We start from the raw sequence: 15626 nt of genomic DNA on the forward strand, positions 1-15626 counted from the left end.
ACTTTTGCAAAAGTTTTTAAAAACAAAAAACCGCTAATATTGAACGCAACACAAAATTCAATTTCAATAAAATCCATTTATGTTGATTTCCGAGAGATCACTAAAGCACGTTTGGCTGTTAGTGTCGTGTTTTCGTCAATCGCCGGATTTATGCTTGGGATTTATGATTTGCATGCATTGGATTGGATGGTTTTGATAAAATTGGCAGTTGGTGGTTACTGTATGGTGGGAGCATCAAATGCTTTTAATCAAGTGATTGAGAAAGATTTAGACGTTTTGATGGATAGAACGAAAAATCGTCCCGTTCCAGCAGGCAGAATGTCTCCAGCTACGGCTTTGATTATTGCGAGTTTTTTAACGGTTGCTGGAATTGCGTTGCTGTATACCATCAATCCAAAAACCGCGATGTTTGGGGCAATTTCAATATTTTTATATACGAGTGTTTACACTCCTTTAAAAACGATGACCTCGTTGTCTGTTTTTGTGGGAGCTTTTCCCGGAGCGATTCCTTTTATGTTGGGTTGGGTTGCTGCAACGGGAGAATTTGGAATAGAAGCAGGAACCTTATTTTTAATTCAGTTTTTTTGGCAGTTTCCACATTTCTGGGCGATAGGATGGTTTTTGTATGAAGATTATGAGAAAGCGGGTTTCTTTATGTTGCCTACAGGCAAAAAAGACAAAGGAACGGCCTTGCAAATTATTTTATATACGGTTTGGTTAATTTTAGCATCACTGTTACCGGCTTTAGGTTATACAGGACGTTTGTTCATTACGCCAATTGCCGCAATTGTTGTATTTTTGTTAGGGTTATGGATGCTTTTTTATGCGATTCGATTGTACAAGTTAAGAACTCCAAAAGCAGCGAGAACTTTAATGTTAGTTAGTGTTTCATATATTACATTGTTACAATTGGTTTATATATTTGATAAATTTTTAAGATAGTTATGGAGATGATAATGACAACGGAGGAACAAAATTCCAGAACGGCAAGATCCTATAAATTGATTTTGTTGTTTGCAATGGTAAGTATGATTATGATGTTTGCGGGATTAACGAGCGCTTTTGTAGTGAGTAAATCCAGAGCAGACTGGTTGAAGGATTTCGAATTACCAATAGCGTTTTTTTACAGTACTATTGTAATAATAGGATGTAGCGTTACGTTTCATTTGGCTAAAAAAGCGATTCAGAAAAACAATCAAAGTAAAACGAGAATTTTTCTTTTGACTACATTAATTCTAGGAATATTGTTTGTAGTTTTACAGTTCGTAGGATTTGGGCAAATAGTGAAAAACGGGTATTATTTTACGGGAAGCGGAAGCTCAATAACCACGACATTTTTATACGTTGTTACGGTTGTGCATTTGATTCACCTTGCTGGTGGCGTGATTTCACTGCTAATTATAATTTATAATCATTTTAAACAAAAATACAATTCATCTCAAACCCTTGGAATTGAACTTGGTGCAATGTACTGGCACTTTCTTGACTTATTATGGGTTTATTTGTTTTTGTTTTTATATTTCTTTAAATAAGAAAAAAACGTAAATTTGGGAACTTTTTAACGAATAACTTTTATGGAAGCGACAGTTACTATTGCAAATAGTGAAGAAAAAACTTGGGGAGGCGGCAATGAGCCAATGGGAGCAAGTTATGGCAAATTGATGATGTGGTTTTTTATCGTATCGGATGCTTTAACGTTCTCTGGATTTCTGGCAGCGTATGGTTTTTCTCGATTTAAATTTATTGAAACATGGCCATTAGCTGATGAAGTGTTTACGCACTTCCCGTTTATGCATGGAGTATCTGCTCCGATGTATTATGTGGCATTAATGACTTTTATTTTGATCTTTTCATCTGTAACAATGGTTTTGGCTGTTGATGCAGGTCATCAAATGAAAAAGAACAAAGTAGTTTTTTACCTGTTTTTAACCATTATCGGTGGTTTGATTTTCGTAGGATCTCAAGCCTGGGAATGGAAAAATTTTATTAAAGGAGAATACGGTGCTGTTGAAACAAGTGGAGGTAGTTTACTTCAATTTGTTGATAAAGACGGTAAGCGTGTTGCTTTAGCTGAATTTGCTGCTGTTTTGCCTGAAGAAAGAGAACAATTGACAAGAAGTAAAGGGAAATGGTTTATGGATGAACCAAGTTTGCCTACTTATTCAGTTGCTGAAGTGCAAGCGGGTTTTAAAGCACATCCTGAACTTTTAATTAGAACCGAGGTTATTAACAAGGAGAAGAGAAAAACAATTCTTTCACGAGCAGAGTCGGAATCTAGATTGAGTCAAGCTCATTACGTTGTGGAAGGGGCAAACTTGAAAAGAAACGAATACGGAAGTAAATTATTTGCTGACTTCTTTTTCTTTATCACTGGATTTCACGGATTTCACGTTTTTTCTGGAGTAATGATCAATATTGTCGTATTTTTTAATGTGTTGATTGGAACATACGAAAAAAGAAAAAGTTACGAAATGGTAGAAAAAGTGGGTCTTTATTGGCACTTTGTCGATTTAGTTTGGGTATTTGTATTTACAGTTTTCTATCTAGTTTAATTTTCAAAAAGTAATTATCATGTCACACGAACACGTATCTAATATAGGTAGAATCTGGAAAGTTTTCGGAATATTATCTGCCGTTACAGTAGTAGAAGTTTATTTGGGTATATTAAAACCGGATTTTCTTTTTATGAATGATTTTTTAAGTATGAATTTACTTAATTGGATATTCTACGCTCTTACTATTTTTAAAGCTTATTACATTGTATTTGCATTTATGCACATGGAGGGTGAAAAAAGTTCTTTAAAAAATTCAGTTGTTCTTCCAGTAGTTTTTCTGATATTATATTTGCTCTTTATTCTTTTGACCGAAGGGGATTATATTTATGAGGTTTTTAAAAATTCTACCATTAAATGGAATTTTTAACAAGATATTAATTCAACAAAAGGGTACGCATTGCGTACCTTTTTTTATTTTTGTACTTTAAATAGTAGCATTACAATGAAAAAAAATATTATTCTTTTTGTTCTTTTTGTTTTACCTATCGTAGCCTATCTTTTTTTCGCTTCTGGGGTAAATGGCTTTACTAAATTGCCGACAGTAACACCTAAGACTGCTGATTTGGGTAATTGGCAATCTTTAGACGGTAAAAAAGTTAGTTTGAATGGCAAAGTAACAATTCTTGGTTTTATGGGCTCTGAGCTTTTAGTAAACAGAGGAAATCTTTTCAATCTAAATCAAAAAATTTATCAAAGGTATCATGAGTTTAAAGATGTTCAATTTGTAATGATTTGTCCAACTGGAACTGAAAATGATGCTAAAAAAGTAGTCAAAGCTTTGGGTGCCTTTACTGATGTTAGTCAGTGGCGCTTTGTATTTGCTTCAGTAGAAGACATTAATACGTATTATACGCAATTAAAATTAGTGGAGAAGTTAGATGAGAATTCGGGTACACCAAAAGTCTACATCATTGATAAAGAACGAAATCTTCGCGGTCGAAAACTTGAAACAAATGGCAAAGAGGGATACAATACATTCCATCCAGCGGAGTTGAGTAACGAAATGCTGGATGATTTTAAAGTCATTCTTTATGAATACCGTGCCGCTCTTAAAAAGAACAATAACGCCACCAGAAAAATTTAATATTTTATGTTCAAAAATAAATCATACATAGGAATCTCTTTTATTATTTTGATTTTTGGGATTTACGCAGTACCAAAAATAGTAGAAAAGATTAAAAACGATAAAGTGGTTCAAGGAGATAGACTCGATAGTGTTAATCCAGCAACTGCAGAGGAAGGTCGATTGATTAAAATAGGTCCTGCTCCTAAATTTGAATTAACTAATCAAGACAATAAGACGATTACTAATGAAACCTACAAAGGAAAAGTATATGTATTAGAATTTTTCTTTTCTACCTGTCCTACGATTTGTCCGAAAATGAATGAAAGTATGTTGGTTTTAGAAAAGAGTTTTTTTGGAAATCCTAATTTTGGAATTGTCTCTATTACTATTGATCCAGAACATGACACTCCAAAAATATTAAAAGAACATGCTAATTTTTTGGGAGTACAATCCTCCAATTGGAATTTTTTAACCGGAGACAAAGCCTATATTTTTAATTTAGCCAATAAAGGGTTTAATCTTTATGCTGGCGAAAATAAAAAAGTTGAGGGTGGTTTTGAACATTCAGGATTGTTTGCGTTGATTGATAAAAATGGAAACATCCGCTGTAGAAAGGATGATTATGGAAATCCAATTTTATATTATGATGGTTTGGATAAAAAAGGAGTCAGAAACATTCAGCAAGATATAAATATTTTACTAGAAGAATAAGAATGGAAAATAATTCGTTAGAGCAGAAATTCAGTAAGTTAATAATTGGAGTTTCAATTTTAATACCGGTTGTGGTTGCCATACTTTTTGGAGTAAAATTAAAAGATTTTGGATATGATGTTGAACCACTTTCCTTTTTGCCGCCAATCTATGCAACTACCAATGGAATTACTGCAATTATTTTAATTGCTGCTGTTGTAGCCATTAAAAACGGAAAAAGAAAACTTCATGAAAGGTTGATGACTTCGGCTATTGCATTGTCACTTGCTTTTCTGGTGATGTATGTTGCGTATCACATGACTTCTGATTCAACAAAATTTGGCGGAGAAGGAACAATTAGATATGTTTATTTCTTTATATTAATCACCCATATTGTTTTGTCGATTGCTATTATTCCGATGGTTTTAATAACATATGTTAGAGCATTGGCAGAAAATTTTGACAAGCATAAAAAAATTTCCAAAATTACTTTTCCAATTTGGTTGTACGTTGCCATAACGGGAGTAGTTGTTTATTTAATGATTTCACCGTATTATGTATACTAAAGATAAAATAACGACAATCAAAGTCGGTGCCTTAAAAAGAGAAAAAGGAAATGGTAAATCGTACCTTTTTACTCTAGTGTTATTTCTGGTGTTAAATCTCTTTTCGCTAACAGCAAATGCGCAATGTGCCATGTGTCGCGCTGCGTTGACTAGTAAAGAAAATACGACCAAAGCTGCAGCGGTAAATGACGGTATCGTTTATTTAATGGTAATTCCGTATCTGCTTGTCGCAGGAATAGGGTTTGCGATCTATCGAATGAAAAAGAAAAAAGATTAAGGATTGAAAATTTAATAAAATATCCAAATTCCATTTTGTCAAATGACTCCTTTTTTTTGGTCTGGTATTTTACTTCAATCCGTCTACGGAAACATTTATAGTTCCTTTTACTTTTATAAAGGCTATGATGGCCTGATTTGTCAATTGTATTTTTTGAAATTGAATCTCTTCCAATTTTCCATTTACAAAAACACCTTGCATAGGAGAATAGTTTTTTAAATACGTCATCATGCTTTTTTGACCTTCTTCAAGATTTGGTTTAATGGAGTAGCGACAACTTTGTTCTATTTTTTTTAAAATTAATCCTTGCGCTAACCAATTGGCAGTTCGCATTAATTTGTTTTTTGTGTCTAAAGCATAATCTAATTGATCAAAAAAAACTTCTTTGGTTTTGTCGTTATATTGCGGAAAACCGGATAGATAAAGGGTTCCATTTACAGATCCCAATACATCTAACGCGATTATCATTTTCCCGTTTTTGTGCCAAATAGCAACATTGTTAACTTTCATTTTCTTAGAACCTGTGCCAAATTCTTGTCCAGCAAAATTCTTGGTAAGTAGTTTTGAAGCTTCCAGATACGTAGAAACAGCCACAATATTTGCGGTGATTTCCTTCGGTATTTTAGATACAGTTTTTAAAACAATTTTACTGGCATTAAATTTAGATTCGGGTTGTTTTCCTATAAATGTTTCCATGTTGCATTTCATTCCCATTTCCAATACAAAAGTGTCATTTTTGAGTTTTGCATTAGTAGAATAAATTTCAATAGGAACAATACGAAGCCAACTTTCATACGTGTCGCTCATTTGAAAAGGCGCACAAATTTTTTCCAATGCAGCCAATACATTCGGTTTAAAATCCATTGATTTTGCAATAGCATCATCAATTTTATTTTCTATTTTAGATTTGAAAAGCTTTATTCCCGGATTGATAAGATAGGTTACTGGTAGATTTTTTCCAAAAACGGACATCGTGGGGCTTTCGTTCCAATCCAATGATTTTAGTTCCGTTTTGGTATTCATTTTCCAATTAGTCAACCCTACATCACTAAGCAAAGTTACCACGCCATCGAGATTAAATTCTTTAGTGTTGTATAATTCCACTCCCATTTTCTTTGTTCCAATCCTGTATTTTACAATAGCCTTTAAAGGAAAGACGGTTCTTATTTTTTGACCATTGTCCCCGTTGTCGTTTTTGATGGTAATTGGTGCCAATTTCCAAATCTTCATTTCAATATCATCATCTTCAATATTGTTGTCTTCATAAATTAGCCCATTCAAAAGGAAGTTTGTTTGGTTTTCGATATCTTTCAGTTTTACGCTGATGGGTAAATTGATAAAGGAAGGTGAGTTTTCGTAAATTAAAGGGGTAGCATCGTCTGGTTCTGGCTTTAAAGTAGCTATTTTATTTGTTGTAGAGCAACTCGTAATTAATGTGGTAAACAAAAATATAAGTAGGGCTGAAAGATATTTAGGCATTTTATTTTAGTTTGATGCGGCAAAATTAACCAAACAATTCTTTTTTAGGATTAATGTGTAACATTTTCACAAGAATTAAGACTTATGGTTAAATTCCTGATACGTGGATTACCGGTTTCTTATTACAATTTCTTTTAGAGAAGAATTAATATTGTTTTAAAATTAACATAATTATGATTGAAATTAAAGATTTGCATAAGTCCTATAAGATGGGAAATTCTGAATTACATGTGTTAAAAGGAATTAATTTCAACATTAAAGAAGGGGAATTGGTGGCCATTATGGGGTCTTCCGGTTCTGGAAAATCTACTTTGCTTAATATTCTGGGAATTCTTGATGAAGCTGATTCGGGAAATTATATTTTGGATAAGGTGCCTATTAAAAATCTCAACGAAACTATTGCGTCAAGGTATCGCAACAAATTTTTGGGTTTTGTTTTTCAATCTTTCAATTTGATTAATTATAAAAGCGCTTTGGATAATGTGGCTATGCCATTGTATTATCAAGGCATAAAAAGAAAAGAACGCAATGAAATTGCGATGAATTTTTTAGAGAAAGTGGGTCTGTCATCACATTCACATCACTTACCAAGCGAACTTTCCGGCGGACAAAAACAACGTGTCGCTATCGCAAGAGCATTGGCCTCAAATCCTAAAGTACTATTGGCCGATGAGCCTACAGGAGCGTTGGATACCAAAACATCATATGAAGTTATGGAGTTGATACAGGGAATTAATGATGAGGGGAAAACCATTTTGATTGTAACGCATGAGCCTGACATTGCTGCTATGTGTAAAAGAAACGTAGTTTTAAAGGACGGTTTAATTATCGATGATAAATTAGTAGAACAAGTAAGAGCATCCGCTTATGTTTAATGTAGAACGCTGGCAGGAAATTTTTGAAGCTATAGCCAAGAACAAACTGAGAACATTTCTCACGGGAATTTCTGTGGCTTCTGGAATTTTTATTTTAGTGATTCTCCTGGGAGTTGGAAAAGGACTTCAAAACGGTATTGAAAAACAGTTTGAACGTGATGCCGATGGTATAATTGAAGTTTGGACAGGAACCACTGCCAAAGAATACAAAGGATTAAATCCTGGAAGACAAATTCAATTTCGCAACAGTGACTATAACATTGCCGTGCAAAAGTTTGGCGACTTATTAGACAAAAAAGCGGCTACCTATAGTTTTTGGAACGGCATAATTGTATATGGTAAAGAAACGGGAAATTATCAATACAGAGGCGTTTATCCCGATTATCAGGCCATCGAGAATGCAACAATTGTAAATGGAAGATTCATTAATAATAATGATTTGGTAAGCAGTGAGAAAGTTGCGGCCATTGGACAAAAAGTAAAGTTGGATTTATTCAAAGACAAGAATCCTATTGGAGAGCAAATCGTAATTAACAATATCAATTTTAAAGTTGTTGGTGTTTTTACAGACCCAGCTGGAGAACGAGAAGAATCCAGAGTGTATCTGCCCATAACGACCACGCAACAAGCATTTGGGATTGGCGACAAGATAAGTAATTTGTCTTTTACCTTAACTAAAAAGGCGACGTACGAAGAAGCTTTAGCGCAGTCAAATAAGTTTACAAAGGAATTAGATCAATTGTTAAAAAGTAAAAATACAATTGCGCCGGATGATGAAAGTGCCATAGGAATTAATAATTCCATAAAAAATGCAAAACAGTTTTATGATTTAAATCTCTATATCCGATTGTTTTTTTGGTGGGTTGGAATTTGTACTATTATAGCTGGAGTCGTTGGAGTTAGTAATATTATGCTGATAATCGTAAAAGAAAGAACTAAAGAAATTGGTATTAGAAAAGCACTTGGCGCATCGCCCGTTTCTATAATTGGGATGATTTTGCACGAATCCATTTTTATAACAACAATAGCAGGATTTGTAGGTCTTTTATCAAGTTTATTATTATTGGAGTTAGTAGGACCGCAGGTATCCAGCGATTATTTTCTGAATCCCGAAGTTGATTTTAGTATCGCTTTAACCACTTTGATATTACTAGTTGTTGCCGGAGCTTTAGCGGGGTTTTTTCCAGCATACAGAGCAGCGAAAATTAAACCCATTGTAGCACTTAGAGACGAATAGTTATGTTTGACAGAGATAAATGGAACGAAATTTTAGAGGCCTTAACGGCTAATACCTTCCGGACGATCCTTACGGCGTTTGGTGTTTTTTGGGGAATATTTATTTTAGTGATATTACTCGCCGCAGGAAATGGATTGGAAAATGGCGTTAAAAAAGGTTTTAACGGAATTGCCACTAATACCATGTTTATGTGGTCACAAACAACTTCAAAACCGTTTAAAGGATTGCCTACAACCAGACAATTCAATTTTAAAAATGCCGATATTAATGCATTGAAAGCGAATTTCCCGGATTTATTATACGTTTCACCTAGAAATCAATTGGGAGGTTATGAAGGAGCGAATAATGTTGTGAGAGGAACTAAAACGGCGGCTTACACCATTTACGGAGATTACCCGGAATTGATCAAGCAAGAATCGATGGATATTATAAAAGGACGTTTTGTGAATCAACAGGATATAGCATTGAAGCGTAAAGTTGCCATTATTGGTCAAGGTGTAATCAGCGAAATGTATGATAAAGCAGAAGAGGTTATTGGCACTTATATCAAGATTAACGGCGTAAATTTTATGGTTGTGGGTGTTTATAACTCAAAATCCAGAAATAATGGCGATGCTGAATCTGCTCAAAAAAATATTTTTATGCCATTTACTACTTTTCAACAAGCCTTTAATTATGGGGATACTGTAGGATGGATGGCGCTTACTGCTAATGACGATGCGTCAATTACGGAGTTAAAACCTAAAATTTTAGACTTCATGAAATCCAGACATTCAATCAATCCTCAAGATGATAGGGCAATTGGGAATTTTGATTTATTTCAGGAGTTTAGTAAAATTCAGGGATTGTTTTTTATTCTTAGATTCATTGCTTATTTTGTAGGAACATTGGTATTACTTTCCGGAGTAATTGGAATTTCTAATATCATGTTGATCGTTGTTAAAGAGCGTACAAAAGAAATAGGAATTCGAAGAGCATTAGGCGCAACACCGGGTGCGATTCGGTCCCAAATTTTATCTGAAGCTATTTTCCTGACTATTATAGCAGGAATGTTTGGAATTGCATTGGCCACTGGATTACTGGCGATTATCAATATGGTTTTAGATTCGATGCCAAGTGAAGGAATGATGTTTGCCAATCCAAGTGTGGATTTGACCGTCGTTTTTATTGCATTGGTCATTCTCATTGGTTCGGGTTTACTAGCAGGATTAATTCCGGCTCAGACCGCCATAAACGTAAAACCAGTAGACGCATTAAGAACAGAATAAGTATCAATCAAAATTTTTTTATAATCGATTAAACAATAAGCAAAATGAAAAAAGGATTAACCATAACCATTTTAATTACAATCGCACTGGTGTTTTTTGGTGCGTTGTATTATTTGTATGCCAAGAATCAGGAATCTCCCATTGTTTTTGAAACCGATAAGGCAGAAACAAAAACCATTGTGAAGAATACCATTGCCACAGGTAATATTGTTCCTGATGAAGAGGTGCTTATCAAACCTAATATTTCAGGTATTATTGAAGCGGTTTATATTAAGGCCGGTGAAAATATAAAAGCGGGTGATTTAATTGCAAAAATTAAAGTTGTTGCTAATGTATCTAATTTGAGTAATTCTCAAAACCAAGTTCAAACTTCCAAAATTGCCTTAGACAATCAGGAAAAAGTATTTTTACGACAAAAAACATTGTTTGATAAAGGCGTTATTTCTGCGAATGATTTTGATGCGGCTCAATTAGCGTATAAGCAAGCCAAACAGAATTATACTGCCTCTCGACAAGGATATGATATTGTGAAAACAGGAACAACATCTGGATTAGGCAGTTATGCCAATACGTTGATTCGTTCTACAGTAAACGGAATGGTACTGGATGTTCCGGTAAAAGTAGGAAACCAAGTAATTGAAAGTAATAATTTCAATGAAGGCACAACAATAGCAAGTGTTGCCGATGTTGGGCGTATGATATTTGTTGGAAAAATTGACGAATCAGAAGTAGGTAAAATAAAAGAAAAATTACCCATCGAAATAACTATTGGCGCCATTGAAAACAAAAAATTCGATGCTATTTTGCAATATATTGCGCCAAAAGGAAAAACAGAAAATGGAGCGATTCAATTCGAAATAAAAGCCTCTTTAGATAATAATGACGAAACATTTATCAGAGCTGGTTTAAGCGCAAATGCTTCCATTATTTTGGAAAAAGCGGATAAAGTTTTAGCGGTGAAAGAATCCCTGATTCAATTTGATAAAAAAACACAAAAACCATATGTAGAGGTTGAAACCGGAATACAAGAATTTACAAGAAAAAATTTAATCTTGGGTGTTAGTGATGGGATTTATGTAGAAATAATAAGCGGAATTAAAGCTTCGGATAAGATAAAAGTATGGAATCAAGGGTTAAAAAATGAAGAAATAAAACCGTAAAAACACCCTCAAAAAAGAATTTTAGTTTTTTTAAAAATGTTAAATATGTGTAGTACCTTTGCTACACTTTCATTCAAAATATATGAAAAAAAATAGTTGTATCAGTTTCGTTTTTATCGTGCTATTTGGTTTTTCCGTTCAGGGACAGTCTAAAAAATGGACTCTGGAAGAATGTGTGAAATATGCCATTCAAAATAACATCTCTATCAAGCAATCCGAGTTAGATACCAAAACGGCAGCCATTAACAAAAAAGGAGCGTTTGGAAACTTCCTTCCGTCATTGAATGCCAATGCCTCTCATTCTTGGAATATCGGTTTGAATCAGGATATTACAACAGGTTTACTTCAAAATCAAACAACTCAATTTACCTCTGCCGGTGCCAATATTGGGATCGATATTTACAAAGGGTTGCAAAATCAGAATACACTTCGTAAAGCAAATCTTTCAATAATGGCGGCCAAATATCAGTTGTTGAAAATGCAGGAAGATGTTGCTCTGAATGTGGCAAATGCTTTTTTACAAGTACTCTTTAATAAAGAAAACTTAAAAGTGCAGAATGAACAAATGGAGATTAATGAAAAGCAATATGCACGTTCAGAAGAATTAGTTAGAGCGGGTTCTATTCCCCGTGGCGATTTATTGGATATAAAAGCCACTGTAGCATCAAACAATCAAAATGTTATTGCTGCTGAGAATGCATTACTGATTTCAAAACTAAGTTTGGCGCAATTATTACAGTTAAAAGACTTTGAGAATTTTGATGTTGTTGACGATACGGAAATAAAAGACGAAAATAATATTATGTTACAATCTCCGGCTGTTATCTATGATAAAGCAAAAGAAAGTAGAACAGAATTGAAAATTGCAAGAACAAATTTAGAGATTTCTCAAAAAGATTTAGCAATCGCAAAAGGGGCTTTTCAGCCTACTTTACAAGGGTTTTACAGTTTTAATTCCAGGGTTGCGTACAGTGACAGAGTTATAAGTGTTATTCCAAACACCTTAAATCCTACTTCGACCGTCGGGTATGTACAGGGTACAAATCAAAATGTTTTGACGAATAACTTCTCTCCGGTGTTAGGAAATCCATCTCCGTTTTTTAATCAATTTGGGGATAATAAAGGGCAGTCTTTTGGAATCCAGCTTTCAGTGCCAATTTTTAATGGGTTTTCTGCACGAAATAATGTAGAACGTTCAAAAGTAAGTTTAGAAAGATCAAAAATTGCTGTAGAGCAACAAGATTTAGATTTACAAAGAAATGTTTTTACTGCATTTGCTGATGCTAGAGGGGCGCTAAATGCGTATGAATCTTCGGTGGTGGCACTTGAATCGCGACAAGGAGCTTATGATTATGCCAACGAAAAATACACAGTTGGTTTGATGAATTCTTTTGATTTTAATCAATCACAAACTTTACTTACTAACGCTCATTCAGATGTTCTAAGAACAAAATACGATTATATTTTTAAAATTAAAATATTGGAATTCTATTTTGGAATTCCACTTATCAAAAACTAATTTATCATGTCAAAGAAAACAATTTATATCCTAGTAGGTGGAGCAATAATAATTATTGTTGCGTTGATAGCACTTTCTAAATCTGGAGTTATCGGGAACAAGGACAAGGGAACCGAAGTTGAAATTGCCCGCGTTAATCCTATAACTATTATTGAAACAGTTTCGGCTACAGGAAAAATTCAACCAGAAATCGAAGTTAAAATTTCATCTGAGGTATCAGGAGAGATTATTTCTTTAAACGTTAAAGAAGGCCAAGTTGTAAAAAAAGGAGATTTATTGGTAAAAATAAATCCAGATTTATACACTTCGGGGTACAATCGGTCGGTTTCAAATTTATCAGGAACCAAAGCAAATTTGAGCCAGGCAGATGCTTCGTTTAGGGAATCTAAATCAAGTTACGACCGAAATAAAACATTATTTGAAAAAGGAATTATTTCAAAGGCAGATTGGGATAAAGCACTTGCTTCTTACGAAGTGGCAAAAGCAGCCAAGCAAACGGCTTATTTTAATGTTCAAAGTGCCTCGGCAACCGTAAATGAAGCGAAAGATAATTTAGGACGCACTACAATTTATGCGCCTGCGGATGGAACAATTTCGATGTTAAATGTAGAATTAGGAGAACGTGTTTTAGGAACGCAACAAATGACTGGAACAGAGATTTTGAGAGTCGCCAACTTGAATAATATGGAAGTGGAAGTAGATGTCAATGAAAATGATATTGTAAAAATAAAAGTAGGTGACGATGCTAATGTTGAAGTTGATGCTTATCTTAAAAAACAATTTAAAGGAACAGTAACTAGTATTTCTAATTCAGCAAGCTCCGCTTTGACGGCTGATCAGGTAACTAATTTTAAGGTTAAAGTAAGAATTCTTAAAGAATCATATCAAGATTTATTAGAGGGAAAACCAAATACCTATTCTCCTTTTAGACCCGGAATGACTGCAACGGTAGATATCATTACGGAAACAAAAACGAATATACTGTCGGTTCCCATTAGTTCAGTAGTGGTAAAATCAGATACGGCGGCTGTTAAAGAAATTAAAGTGGAAGACCCTAACGAAGATCAAAAAGGAGCTGCACCAAAAAGTGACAAGAAATTTGAATGCGTATTTGTAAAAGTAGGTGATAAAGCTAAAATTAGAATCATCAAGACCGGAATTCAAGATGATACAAATATTGAGGTTATAACAGGTCTTAAAAAAGGAGATATTGTTATTACCGGACCTTACAGCACCGTTTCTAAAGACTTAAATTCGGGAGATATGGTAACCTTAAAAACGGATAAGGATAAGGCAGAAAGTAAAAAATAATAGAAAACATTACTATTTAAAAAATCACAATTATGAAGACCTATTTCATGATTGTGATTTTCATGTTAAAATAAAATCTGAAAATTGGAATACATTCTCAACATCGAAACCGCTACAAAAAACTGTTCAGTTGCTCTTGCAAAGGACGGTAAAACAATCATAAGTAAAGAAATTGCAGAAGAAGGATATTCTCATGCAGAACGACTTCATGTTTTTATAGAAGAAATTATAAAGGAGGCAGGAATTACGCTCAATGATTTATCTGCCGTCGCAGTGAGTCAGGGTCCAGGTTCTTACACCGGATTGCGTATCGGAGTTTCGGCTGCCAAAGGACTGTGTTATGCGCTGGATATTCCATTAATTGCTGTAGATACTTTGCAAGCTTTGGCGTCGCAAGTAACCATTTCCAGCGGATTGATCATTCCTATGATTGATGCTCGAAGAATGGAAGTGTATAGTGTTATTTTTGCGCCAAATTTGGAACGAAAAAGGGAAGTTCTGGCCGAAATAATTACGGAGAATTCCTTTGAAAATTTGGAGGAAACGCTTTATTTTATTGGCGATTGTGCTGAAAAATGCAAGTCGGTTTTGACCAAAGAAAATTATATATTTCTTGATGGAATTGTATATCCTTCTGCCAAAGAAATGAGCGCCATAAGTTTTGAGAAATTCAAAAAAAGCGACACCGTAGATGTCGCTTATTTTGAACCTTATTATTTGAAAGACTTCATGATTACTACTTCGAAGAAATAGAGAATTCCTGTGTGAATTAATTATTCTAAGGAATCAGTTGGGCTATTTTTTTTTGAAAATTCTTTTACAAATGGCTGAATAACAATTCCTGCTGTATCAAAAGCTTGTTTGCAATTTTGCAGTGTATCAGCGTAAACTCCCCAAAAATCTTCGCTCGCGGCCCAAGGTCTTACCGCTAATTGGATTGCATTATCGGTCAGGTTTTTTACAGAAACTTCAGCGGCAGGGGCTTTCAATACCTTTGGGTTGTTGTTTAAGACGTCAATTATGATGTCTTTTGCTTCTTTAATGTTCGTGTCATAAGAAATAGCGATAGTTAGATCAGCTCTTCTAATTTTTTCCATCGAATAATTGATGATGTTGCCATTGGACAGCGAACCATTAGGAACAAAAATAGTTTGATTGTTAGCCGTAAGTAATTTTGTTACAAATATTTGTATTTCGCTGACTGTTCCTATTACTCCTTGTGCTTCAATGGTGTCGTGTACCTTAAAAGGTTTAAAAAGAATAATCAACATGCCGCCAGCAAAATTCGATAGGGAACCTTGAAGGGATAATCCCACTGCGAGGCCCATCGCACCTAAAATTGCAACAAATGACGAGGTTTCTATCCCTAACTTTGAAATGAAAGACACAAACAAAAGTACTCTCAAAACCCAAAGTAAAATATCGGCAAGGAACTTTGTCAAGGTAGGATCTAAATTTCTTTTTATCATTAGTTTTCTAATGAATCTATTGATAAGCCTACTCACATAAAGGCCAACAAATAAAATGAGAAAAGCAGAAATAAATTTAGGAGAATAATCAATCAATACGGTGATAAATGTATTGGCATAATCAGTTAACTGATCTGGGTTTAAGTTCATTTTT

17 protein-coding genes are annotated in these 15626 nt (G+C 34.2%); 15 read left to right on the forward strand and 2 right to left on the reverse strand.

Translation table 11 applies throughout. From position 1 onward, the window contains the following. Nucleotides 1-39 precede the first annotated feature (39 nt). The 8 genes from cyoE to ACNQGJ_RS03675 all read left to right on the forward strand — a co-directional run bounded on the left by cyoE (nt 40) and on the right by ACNQGJ_RS03675 (nt 5154). Complete coding sequence (cyoE, locus tag ACNQGJ_RS03640; RefSeq protein ID WP_417969975.1) at nt 40-942, forward strand: heme o synthase; 903 nt, start codon at nt 40-42, stop codon at nt 940-942. Between the two features lie 2 nt (nt 943-944). Continuing rightward, nucleotides 945-1532: a cytochrome c oxidase subunit 3 gene (locus ACNQGJ_RS03645; protein WP_417969973.1), complete on the forward strand. Its 588-nt coding sequence runs from the start codon at nt 945-947 to the stop codon at nt 1530-1532. Between the two features lie 42 nt (nt 1533-1574). Beyond that, on the forward strand, nt 1575-2552 hold the full coding sequence (locus ACNQGJ_RS03650) for a cytochrome c oxidase subunit 3 (protein ID WP_417969971.1): 978 nt from the start codon (nt 1575-1577) through the stop codon (nt 2550-2552). A 19-nt stretch (nt 2553-2571) separates the two neighbouring features. Further along, nucleotides 2572-2922: a cytochrome C oxidase subunit IV family protein gene (locus tag ACNQGJ_RS03655; protein WP_417969969.1), complete on the forward strand. Its 351-nt coding sequence runs from the start codon at nt 2572-2574 to the stop codon at nt 2920-2922. A 75-nt stretch (nt 2923-2997) separates the two neighbouring features. Beyond that, nucleotides 2998-3639 carry a hypothetical protein gene (locus tag ACNQGJ_RS03660; RefSeq protein WP_417969967.1) on the forward strand — a complete coding sequence of 214 codons (642 nt, stop codon included), beginning with the start codon at nt 2998-3000 and terminating at the stop codon, nt 3637-3639. 6 nt (nt 3640-3645) lie between these two features. Further along, a complete protein-coding gene (locus ACNQGJ_RS03665; protein ID WP_417969965.1) occupies nt 3646-4332 on the forward strand; it encodes an SCO family protein in 687 nt (228 codons plus the stop codon). A 2-nt stretch (nt 4333-4334) separates the two neighbouring features. After that, complete coding sequence (locus tag ACNQGJ_RS03670; protein WP_417969963.1) at nt 4335-4877, forward strand: DUF420 domain-containing protein; 543 nt, start codon at nt 4335-4337, stop codon at nt 4875-4877. Beyond that, on the forward strand, nt 4867-5154 hold the full coding sequence (locus ACNQGJ_RS03675; protein ID WP_417969961.1) for a hypothetical protein: 288 nt from the start codon (nt 4867-4869) through the stop codon (nt 5152-5154). The genes ACNQGJ_RS03670 and ACNQGJ_RS03675 overlap by 11 nt, the downstream gene beginning before the upstream one ends. A 69-nt stretch (nt 5155-5223) precedes the next feature. On the opposite strand, the gene ACNQGJ_RS03680 is transcribed toward ACNQGJ_RS03675, so the two are convergent. After that, complete coding sequence (locus tag ACNQGJ_RS03680) at nt 5224-6633, reverse strand: DUF4403 family protein (protein ID WP_417969959.1); 1410 nt, start codon at nt 6631-6633, stop codon at nt 5224-5226. A gap of 173 nt (nt 6634-6806) precedes the next feature. Between ACNQGJ_RS03680 and ACNQGJ_RS03685 the strand changes: the two genes are divergently transcribed. From ACNQGJ_RS03685 to tsaB, 7 genes are all read left to right on the forward strand, one after another. Further along, on the forward strand, nt 6807-7508 hold the full coding sequence (locus ACNQGJ_RS03685) for an ABC transporter ATP-binding protein (RefSeq protein WP_417969957.1): 702 nt from the start codon (nt 6807-6809) through the stop codon (nt 7506-7508). Beyond that, the gene (locus ACNQGJ_RS03690) at nt 7501-8745 is read left to right on the forward strand and encodes an ABC transporter permease (protein ID WP_417969955.1); all 1245 of its coding nucleotides are present in this window, start codon (nt 7501-7503) and stop codon (nt 8743-8745) included. The genes ACNQGJ_RS03685 and ACNQGJ_RS03690 overlap by 8 nt, the downstream gene beginning before the upstream one ends. Nucleotides 8746-8747: 2 nt before the next feature. Then, on the forward strand, nt 8748-10013 hold the full coding sequence (locus tag ACNQGJ_RS03695) for an ABC transporter permease (RefSeq protein ID WP_417969953.1): 1266 nt from the start codon (nt 8748-8750) through the stop codon (nt 10011-10013). 44 nt (nt 10014-10057) lie between these two features. Then, entirely contained in the window at nt 10058-11173 is a 1116-nt protein-coding gene (locus ACNQGJ_RS03700; protein ID WP_417969951.1) for an efflux RND transporter periplasmic adaptor subunit, read from the forward strand. Between the two features lie 82 nt (nt 11174-11255). Further along, nucleotides 11256-12692, forward strand: a complete 1437-nt coding sequence (locus ACNQGJ_RS03705; RefSeq protein WP_417969949.1) for a TolC family protein — start codon at nt 11256-11258, stop codon at nt 12690-12692. 6 nt (nt 12693-12698) lie between these two features. Then, a complete protein-coding gene (locus ACNQGJ_RS03710) occupies nt 12699-14003 on the forward strand; it encodes an efflux RND transporter periplasmic adaptor subunit (RefSeq protein ID WP_417969947.1) in 1305 nt (434 codons plus the stop codon). Between the two features lie 84 nt (nt 14004-14087). Then, nucleotides 14088-14756: a tRNA (adenosine(37)-N6)-threonylcarbamoyltransferase complex dimerization subunit type 1 TsaB gene (gene tsaB / locus ACNQGJ_RS03715; RefSeq protein WP_417969945.1), complete on the forward strand. Its 669-nt coding sequence runs from the start codon at nt 14088-14090 to the stop codon at nt 14754-14756. Between the two features lie 20 nt (nt 14757-14776). On the opposite strand, the gene ACNQGJ_RS03720 is transcribed toward tsaB, so the two are convergent. Continuing rightward, the gene (locus tag ACNQGJ_RS03720) at nt 14777-15622 is read right to left on the reverse strand and encodes a mechanosensitive ion channel family protein (protein ID WP_417969943.1); all 846 of its coding nucleotides are present in this window, start codon (nt 15620-15622) and stop codon (nt 14777-14779) included. Nucleotides 15623-15626 lie beyond the last annotated feature (4 nt).

Source organism: Flavobacterium cryophilum (assembly GCF_048286555.1).
Classification (GTDB): domain Bacteria; phylum Bacteroidota; class Bacteroidia; order Flavobacteriales; family Flavobacteriaceae; genus Flavobacterium.

Excerpts from the sequence above, each read along its gene's own strand:
- ACNQGJ_RS03645 (WP_417969973.1), top strand. The coding sequence starts at position 945 with ATGGAGATGATAATGACAACGGAGGAACAAAATTCCAGAACGGCAAGA.
- ACNQGJ_RS03650 (WP_417969971.1), top strand. The coding sequence starts at position 1,575 with ATGGAAGCGACAGTTACTATTGCAAATAGTGAAGAAAAAACTTGGGGA.
- ACNQGJ_RS03655 (WP_417969969.1), top strand. The coding sequence starts at position 2,572 with ATGTCACACGAACACGTATCTAATATAGGTAGAATCTGGAAAGTTTTC.
- ACNQGJ_RS03660 (WP_417969967.1), top strand. The coding sequence starts at position 2,998 with ATGAAAAAAAATATTATTCTTTTTGTTCTTTTTGTTTTACCTATCGTA.
- ACNQGJ_RS03665 (WP_417969965.1), top strand. The coding sequence starts at position 3,646 with ATGTTCAAAAATAAATCATACATAGGAATCTCTTTTATTATTTTGATT.
- ACNQGJ_RS03670 (WP_417969963.1), top strand. The coding sequence starts at position 4,335 with ATGGAAAATAATTCGTTAGAGCAGAAATTCAGTAAGTTAATAATTGGA.
- ACNQGJ_RS03675 (WP_417969961.1), top strand. The coding sequence starts at position 4,867 with ATGTATACTAAAGATAAAATAACGACAATCAAAGTCGGTGCCTTAAAA.
- ACNQGJ_RS03680 (WP_417969959.1), bottom strand. The coding sequence starts at position 6,633 with ATGCCTAAATATCTTTCAGCCCTACTTATATTTTTGTTTACCACATTA.
- ACNQGJ_RS03685 (WP_417969957.1), top strand. The coding sequence starts at position 6,807 with ATGATTGAAATTAAAGATTTGCATAAGTCCTATAAGATGGGAAATTCT.
- ACNQGJ_RS03690 (WP_417969955.1), top strand. The coding sequence starts at position 7,501 with ATGTTTAATGTAGAACGCTGGCAGGAAATTTTTGAAGCTATAGCCAAG.
- ACNQGJ_RS03695 (WP_417969953.1), top strand. The coding sequence starts at position 8,748 with ATGTTTGACAGAGATAAATGGAACGAAATTTTAGAGGCCTTAACGGCT.
- ACNQGJ_RS03700 (WP_417969951.1), top strand. The coding sequence starts at position 10,058 with ATGAAAAAAGGATTAACCATAACCATTTTAATTACAATCGCACTGGTG.
- ACNQGJ_RS03705 (WP_417969949.1), top strand. The coding sequence starts at position 11,256 with ATGAAAAAAAATAGTTGTATCAGTTTCGTTTTTATCGTGCTATTTGGT.
- ACNQGJ_RS03710 (WP_417969947.1), top strand. The coding sequence starts at position 12,699 with ATGTCAAAGAAAACAATTTATATCCTAGTAGGTGGAGCAATAATAATT.
- ACNQGJ_RS03720 (WP_417969943.1), bottom strand. The coding sequence starts at position 15,622 with ATGAACTTAAACCCAGATCAGTTAACTGATTATGCCAATACATTTATC.